Genomic DNA, 6000 nt, shown 5'->3' on the forward strand with positions numbered 1-6000 from the left:
TCCCCGCCCCGTGTCGCGCGCTCAGGCCACCGGGGCCGTCGCCCGGGCGCGCGGCCCGTGCGCGGGCACCACCGCGAGCGCCACGACGGCGAGCAGTGCGGCGAGCGCGAAGATGTAGAACCCCCACGGGTAGGCCAGGCCGGCGGCGACCAGCGCCCCGCCCAGGGACGGCCCGACGATCGCCCCCACGCGGCCGACGCCGGCGGCGAGGCCGAGCGCGGTGCCGCGGATCTCCGGCGGGTAGAGGTGGCCGACGAACGCGTAGACGAGCACCTGCGCGCTGAACACGAACACTCCGGCCAGGGTCACCGCGGCGTAGACCAGCACGGTCGATTCGATGCGGATCGACAGCAGCGCGAGGAACACCGCGGCGATCCCGAACCAGGCCAGCACGACCGGCTTCGTGCCGCGCGCGTCGGCGACGCCGCCCGCGACGACGAGACCCAGGACGGCACCCACGTTGAGCGCGAGCAGCAGGCCGATGCCGGCGCTGATGGAGTACTCCGCGGCCTCCATGATCGTGGGCAGCCAGGTGTTGAGGCCGTAGACCAGCAGCAGGCCCATGAACGACGCGACCCACAGGCCGAGCGAGATCCGCAGGTATCCCCCGCGCAGCACCGCGGAGGTGCGCACCGGGGCGGGCCCGGCCGCGGCGGACCCGCCGTCGGCGGCGGCCGCCTCCGCCCGGGCGCGGGCCGCGAGGTAGGCCTCCGACTCCGGCAGCCTGAGCACCATCAAAGGCAGCACGAGCAGGCCCGCCACCCCGCCGACGACGAACATCGACTCCCACCCGAGGGAGTCCACGAGGAGCAGCGCGAGCAGCGCGGTGAGCACGGCGCCGACGTGGTAGCCGGTCATCATCCGCGTCACCGCCGACCCGCGGCGGCCCTCCGCGGCGTGCTCGGACATGTAGGCCAGCGCGGTCGGCAGGCACGCCCCCAGGCCGAGCCCGGCGAGGAACCGCAGCACGATGAAGGCGGTGGTGCTCGGGGCCACGGCGATCAGCAGCGTGGTCACCGAGAACCAGGCGATGCAGCCGATCAGCGCCCGCCGGCGCCCGAAGCGGTCCGTCAGCGGCCCGATGGTCACCGCGCCGATGCCGACGCCGACCAGCCCGAGCGTCGCGGCCAGCGTCACCGAGGACTCCGTGAAGCCGAGGGCGCCGGTGCCCAGCAGCGTCGGGATCACCGCGCCCAGCACCACGAGGTCGAAGCCGTCGAGGGCCACCGCCACCCAGCACAGGACGACGGGCCAGGTGCTGCCCACGCGGGCGGGGGCGGGACCGGTCGCGGGCGTGGTCGTCATGGGCGGAGCGTACGCCGCATCTTCCGCCCAGCGGAAGACGATCGGCGTCCCGACTCCGGGCCCGCCGCTACGGTCGGCGCGTGACGAGCACCACTCCCGCCCCGCCCCCGCCGGCCGCCCCCGGCCCGCCGGCGCACAGCCAGGCCGACGTCAGCGCCGAGATCGCGGAGATCGCCGCGACCCGCACCGGCCCCGAGACCGGACCGCGGCTCGACTACCCGCCGTACCGCTCGTCGCTGCTGCGCCACCCGACCAAGGCGCCCTTCCAGGTCGACCCCGAGGGCGTCGAGCTGTGGGCGCCCTGCTTCGGCGAGCGCGACGTGCACCCGCTGGAGTCCGACCTGACGATCCAGCACGGCGGCGAGCCGATCGGGGAGCGCACGGTCGTCGTCGGTCGCGTGCTCGACGGCGAGGGCCGGCCCGTGCGGCGCCAGCTCGTCGAGCTGTGGCAGGCCAACGCCGGCGGTCGCTACGTGCACCAGCGCGACCAGCACCCCGCCGCGCTCGACCCGAACTTCACCGGCATGGGGCGCTGCCTCACCGACGCCGACGGCTGGTACCGCTTCACCACCATCAAGCCCGGCCCCTACCCGTGGCGGAACCACCGCAACGCGTGGCGCCCGGCGCACCTGCACTTCTCGCTGTTCGGCACCGAGTTCACGCAGCGCACCATCACCCAGATGTACTTCCCCGACGACCAGCTCGTCGGCCTCGACCCGATCTACCAGTCGATCCTCGACCCGGCCGCGCGCGAGCGGCTGGTCGCGGCGTACGACCACGACGTGACCACCCACGAGTGGGCCACCGGCTACCGGTGGGACATCGTGCTCACCGGGTCCCACCGCACCCCGACCGAGGAGGAGGGCGCATGAGGGACGTCGCCACCGACCTGGCCCCCACGCCCGGGCAGACCGTCGGCCCGTTCTACGGCTACGCGCTGCCCTACCCCGGCGACGCCGAGCTCGTCGCGCCCGGCCGCGCCGACGCCGTGCGGCTCCACGGTGTGGTCACCGACGGCGAGGGCGCGCCGGTGCCCGACGCGCTGCTGGAGATCTGGCAGGCCGACCCGGCCGGCGCCGTCGTCGCCCGGCCCGGGTCGCTGCGCCGCGACGGCTGGACCTTCACCGGCTGGGGCCGCTGCGCGACCCTCGACGACGGCTCCTACTCCTTCACCACCCTGCGGCCCGGACGCACCTCGGACCGCCAGGCGCCGTACGTCGCGCTGACGGTCTTCGCCCGCGGCCTCCTCGACCGGCTGCAGACGCGGATCTACCTGCCCGAGGAGCGACCCGGTGAGCTGGCCGCCGACCCGCTGCTCGCGGCGCTGCCCCCCGAGCGCCGCGACACCCTCGTCGCGACGGCCGACGACGACGGGTTCCGCTTCGACCTGCGCCTGCAGGGCGAGGACGAGACGGTGTTCCTGACGCACGGCCCCGCCCGGCACGACCGGTGAGCGGGCTCCTGTGGCCCGGTGACGAGCGCGCCGCCGGCGTCCTGGACGACGCCGCGGTGCTCGCCGCGATGGTCGCCGTCGAGGCGGCCTGGCTCGCCGGGCTCGTCGAGGCGGGCGTCGCGCCGGCCGGCGCGACGGCCCACCCGGCGGACCTGTCCGGCCTCGTCGGCCCCGACGACCTCGCGGACCTGGCCGCCGCGGCCGAGTCCGGGGGCACGCCGGTGCTGCCGCTGGTGGCCCTGCTGCGCGACCGGCTCCGCGACCGCGGCGCCCACGAGGCCGCCCGCTGGCTGCACCGCGGCCTCACCAGCCAGGACGTCGTCGACACCGCCCTCGTGCTCGGCGCCCGCGACGCGCTGGACGCGGTCACCGCCCACCAGCGACGCCAGCTGACGCTGCTGGCGGAGCTCGCCGAGGCCCACACGGCGACCCCGGCGGTCGCCCGGACCCTGACGCAGCACGCCGTGCCGACGACCTTCGGGGTCCGTGTCGCCGGCTGGCTGACCGGGGTGCTCGACGCGACCCGCCGGGTCCGCGACGCCCGCGCCGGGCTGCGCGTGCAGCTCGGTGGCGCCGCGGGCACCCTGGCCGCCGCCGTCGAGCTCGCGGGCGACGCGGACGTCGTCCGCGCCCTGGCCGACGCCACCGCCGCCCGGCTCGGCCTCGCCCCGGCGCCGCCGTGGCACACCGTCCGCGGTCCGGTCGCCGTCGTCGGCGACGCGCTCGTCGCGGCCACCGACGCCTGGGGACACCTCGCCGCCGACGTGCTCTCGCTGACCCGCTCCGAGGTCGGCGAGGTGGCGGAGGGTGCCGGCGGCGGGTCCTCGACCATGCCCCACAAGGCCAACCCCGTCCTGTCCGTCCTCCTGCGCCGCGCCGCCCTCGCCGCCCCCGGGCTGGGCGCCACGCTCCACCTGGCCGCGGCGACCGCGGTCGACGAGCGCTCCGACGGCGCGTGGCACGTGGAGTGGGAGACCCTCGCGCTGCTGGCCCGTCGTACGGTCGTGGCGGCGGGGCAGGCCACCGACCTGCTCGGCGGCCTGCGCGTCGACGTCGACCGGATGGCCGCGAACCTCGCCGCCGCCGACGGCGTGGACGCCGAGCAGCGCGCGATGGCCGACCTCGCCGGCCGCCCGCCCGCCGCGTCGTACGACGGGCTCGCGTCGTGGATCGTGTCCTCCGCCGTCACCGACGCCCGGCACCACCTGACCGAGGAGTCCGCATGAGCGTCCCCACCCTCACCGCCACCGAGCTGGGTCCCGCCGACGCCGGCCCGCTGCTGCTGCTCGGCCCCTCCCTCGGCACAGGGGCCAGCCTGCTGTGGCGCGACGTCGTCCCGGCGCTGGCGCGCCACTTCCACGTGGTCGCCTGGGACCTGCCGGGCCACGGCGGCAACCGGGTGCCGGCCGAGGCCTTCTCCGTCGCCGACCTCGCCGCCGGCGTCGTGGCGGTGGCGGACCGGTTCACCGACGGACCCTTCGCCCACGCCGGGGTGTCGGTCGGCGGGGCGACCGGGCTGCACCTCGCGCTCGACCACGCCGAGCGGCTGACCTCGCTCGCCGTCCTGGCCTCCGCGGCCGTGCTCGGCACCCCCGAGGCCTGGCACGAGCGCGCCGCCCTGGTGCGCGCCGAGGGCACGGGGGCGGTCCGTGACGGGTCGCGGCAGCGGTGGTTCGCCGAGGGCTTCGCCGACGCCCGCCCGGAGGTCGCCGCCCCCCTGCTCGACGCGCTGCTCGGCGTGGACCCCGAGGGCTACGCCCAGGTCTGCGAGGCGCTCGCCGGCCACGACGTCCGGGACCGGCTCGGCGAGGTCGCCGTGCCGCTGCTCGAGCTGCTCGGCGCCGAGGACCCCGTCGCCCCGCCGAGCGGCGACCCGCTGCCCGGCACCCGGGTCGTCCTCGACGGCGTGTCCCACCTCCCGCCCGCCGAGGCCCCGGCCGCCGTCGCCGCGGCCCTGCTCGCCCACCTGGGCGCCGGCGGGGTCACCGCGCTGACCCCGGGGGTCACGACCGACGACGTCCACGCCGCGGGCATGGCCGTGCGCCGCGAGGTGCTCGGCGCCGCCCACGTCGACCGCGCGACCGCGGCCGCACGGGGACTGCCGGAGGGCGAGTTCCAGCGGTTCATCACGCAGTACGCCTGGGGCGGCATCTGGACCCGGCCCGGCCTCGACCGCCGGTCGCGGTCGATGGTCGTGCTCACCGCCCTGATGGCGCGCGGGCACGACGCGGAGTTCGCCATGCACGTGCGCGCCGCGATCACCAACGGCCTGACCGAGGCCGAGATCGTCGAGGTCGTCCTCCAGAACGCGATCTACCTCGGCGTCCCCGACGCGAACCACGCCCTGCGGCTGGTGCGCCAGGCCCTGGAGGACAGCGACGGCGCGTGACGCACGTCTCGGCGAGGCGCACCGTCCCCGGCACTCGTTGAATGCGGAATCGGTGGGGCCTGCGCGGCGCCGCTATTCTGGGCGGCAGGCCCGGGAGCGGAGCGCGCAGCGGTGGACCACCGCGCGCGCCCGTGGCGGGTGGACCTGACACCGAACGATCGGACACCCGCACATGGACGTCTCACCTCTGGTCTGGGGCGCGACGGTCGCCGCGATCCTCGCCCTGCTCGCCTTCGACTTCTTCTTCCACGTCCGCAAGGCCCACGAGCCGACGCTCAAGGAGGCCGCGGTCTGGTCGGCGTTCTACGTCGGCCTCGCCATCGTCTTCGGCTTCGGCGTGCTGGTCTTCTCCGGCGGCACCTACGGCGGTGAGTACTTCGCCGGCTACATCACCGAGAAGGCGCTGAGCGTCGACAACCTCTTCGTCTTCCTGGTCATCATGGCGAGCTTCAAGGTGCCCCGCGCCGACCAGCAGAAGGTGCTGCTCTTCGGCATCGTCTTCGCGCTGATCGCGCGGACCGGCTTCATCTTCATCGGCGCCGCGCTGATCAACAACTTCAGCTTCATGTTCTACATCTTCGGCGCGATCCTGCTGTACACGGCGTACACGCTGATCGGCAACGACCACGAGGACGACTCGGCCGACAACTTCATCATCCGGTTCGCGCAGAAGCGGCTCAACACCACCGACTACTACGACGGTGACAAGCTGTTCACGTACGAGAACGGCAAGCGGATGATGACGCCGATGCTGCTGGTGATGATCGCCATCGGCGGCACGGACATCCTGTTCGCGCTCGACTCGATCCCCGCGATCTTCGGTCTCACCCAGGAGACCTACATCGTCTTCACG

General features: G+C 75.3%; 6 protein-coding genes. 5 read left to right on the top strand and 1 reads right to left on the bottom strand.

Going from position 1 to position 6000, the window contains the following annotated elements:
• Positions 1–21 precede the first annotated feature (21 nt).
• Complete coding sequence (locus ABD158_RS02470) at positions 22–1305, bottom strand: MFS transporter (protein ID WP_344003210.1); 1284 nt, start codon at positions 1303–1305, stop codon at positions 22–24.
• A gap of 80 nt (positions 1306–1385) precedes the next feature.
• On the opposite strand from ABD158_RS02470, the gene pcaH reads away from it, so the two are divergent.
• The 5 genes from pcaH to ABD158_RS02495 form a co-directional block, all read left to right on the top strand.
• Entirely contained in the window at positions 1386–2177 is a 792-nt protein-coding gene (gene pcaH / locus ABD158_RS02475) for a protocatechuate 3,4-dioxygenase subunit beta (protein WP_344003212.1), read from the top strand.
• The gene (gene pcaG / locus ABD158_RS02480; protein ID WP_344003215.1) at positions 2174–2758 is read left to right on the top strand and encodes a protocatechuate 3,4-dioxygenase subunit alpha; all 585 of its coding nucleotides are present in this window, start codon (positions 2174–2176) and stop codon (positions 2756–2758) included. The genes pcaH and pcaG overlap by 4 nt, the downstream gene beginning before the upstream one ends.
• A complete protein-coding gene (locus tag ABD158_RS02485) occupies positions 2755–3984 on the top strand; it encodes a lyase family protein (protein ID WP_344003217.1) in 1230 nt (409 codons plus the stop codon). The genes pcaG and ABD158_RS02485 overlap by 4 nt, the downstream gene beginning before the upstream one ends.
• Positions 3981–5147 carry a bifunctional 3-oxoadipate enol-lactonase/4-carboxymuconolactone decarboxylase PcaDC gene (gene pcaDC / locus ABD158_RS02490; RefSeq protein ID WP_344003219.1) on the top strand — a complete coding sequence of 389 codons (1167 nt, stop codon included), beginning with the start codon at positions 3981–3983 and terminating at the stop codon, positions 5145–5147. Before ABD158_RS02485 ends, pcaDC begins: the two co-directional genes overlap by 4 nt.
• A gap of 172 nt (positions 5148–5319) precedes the next feature.
• The coding region (locus tag ABD158_RS02495) for a TerC/Alx family metal homeostasis membrane protein (RefSeq protein ID WP_344003222.1) at positions 5320–6000 on the top strand (681 nt) is incomplete at its 3' end.

The organism is Nocardioides lentus (assembly GCF_039529515.1).
Taxonomy (GTDB): Bacteria; Actinomycetota; Actinomycetes; order Propionibacteriales; family Nocardioidaceae; genus Nocardioides; species Nocardioides lentus.